The 1,023-nt window shown below is 60.3% G+C and carries 1 protein-coding gene; it reads left to right on the forward strand.

The genetic code is table 11. From position 1 onward, the window contains the following. Positions 1–83: 83 nt before the first annotated feature. Positions 84–1,023 (forward strand): IS481-like element ISStma3 family transposase (locus tag DCO49_RS20075; protein WP_116865475.1); only part of this gene is annotated, 940 nt, incomplete at its 3' end.

The following is a 1,023-nucleotide window of genomic DNA, read 5'->3' on the forward strand; positions in this document are numbered from 1 at the left end:
TGTGATCTCTCTGTACGTTGTTCATCCGGGACATCTTTGGAAAATGGTGGTTACCACACCGTTCCAGCCCCCAAAGAGCCCGGATGAACAATCATAAAAATGCCCGTTTGACGCCGTTTAGTCGAGCGCTTCTCGTCCGCCGTATCCTCCACGAGGGCCTACGCCCGGAAGAAGCAGCTCAAGCGTGTGGCGTAAGTGTGCGTACGGCCTACAAGTGGCTGGCCCGATTCCGCCAGTTCGGGGCACCGGGGCTGGAAAACCGCAGCTCACGGCCTCACCAGACGCCGCATGCCACGCCTGCTGCGGTAGTCGAGCAAATCAAGGAGCACCGCCGTAAACGGCAGACCTACCTAACCATCTCCAAGGCGCTGGGGGTCGGCCACAGTACGATTTCAAGGCTGATGCGCGCCCACGGTCTCAATCGGCTGTGTCGGCTTGATCCGCCCAAGGAGGTCATCCGATACGAATACGATCAGCCCGGAGGGCTGCTGCACCTGGACATCAAGAAGCTGGGCAATTTCCAGCGACCAGGGCACAGAACCGATGCCAAACGCCGGGGAAACGCCGCTGGTGGCGGCTGGGGCTATGTCCACGTGGCTATCGACGATCACTCCCGGGTCGCCTTCAGCAGCGTCCACCCCAACGAACAGGGCGAAACCGCCTGTCAGGCGTTGCTGGGCGCTCTGGAGTACTACGCCAGCCTGGGAATCACCTTCAAGCGGATCCTGACCGACAACGGTGCCTGCTATCGCTCAGCCGCCTTTGCCAAGCTGCTCAAATCCCTTGGGATCAAGCACATCAGAACCAAGCCCTACACGCCGCGGACCAATGGCAAAGCCGAGCGCTTCATCCAGACCAGCCTGCGCGAGTGGGCTTACGCCTGCGAGTACGCATCCTCGGACCAGCGCAATTCCGTGTTGAACCAATGGCTGCACCACTACAACTGGCACCGTCCCCATATGGGGATCGGCGGCCAGCCACCTATCTCCAGAGTGCCGCTGAACAACGTAGTGGGTTTACACA

It is taken from the genome of Stenotrophomonas sp. SPM, from assembly GCF_003105135.1.
GTDB lineage: Bacteria > Pseudomonadota > Gammaproteobacteria > Xanthomonadales > Xanthomonadaceae > Stenotrophomonas.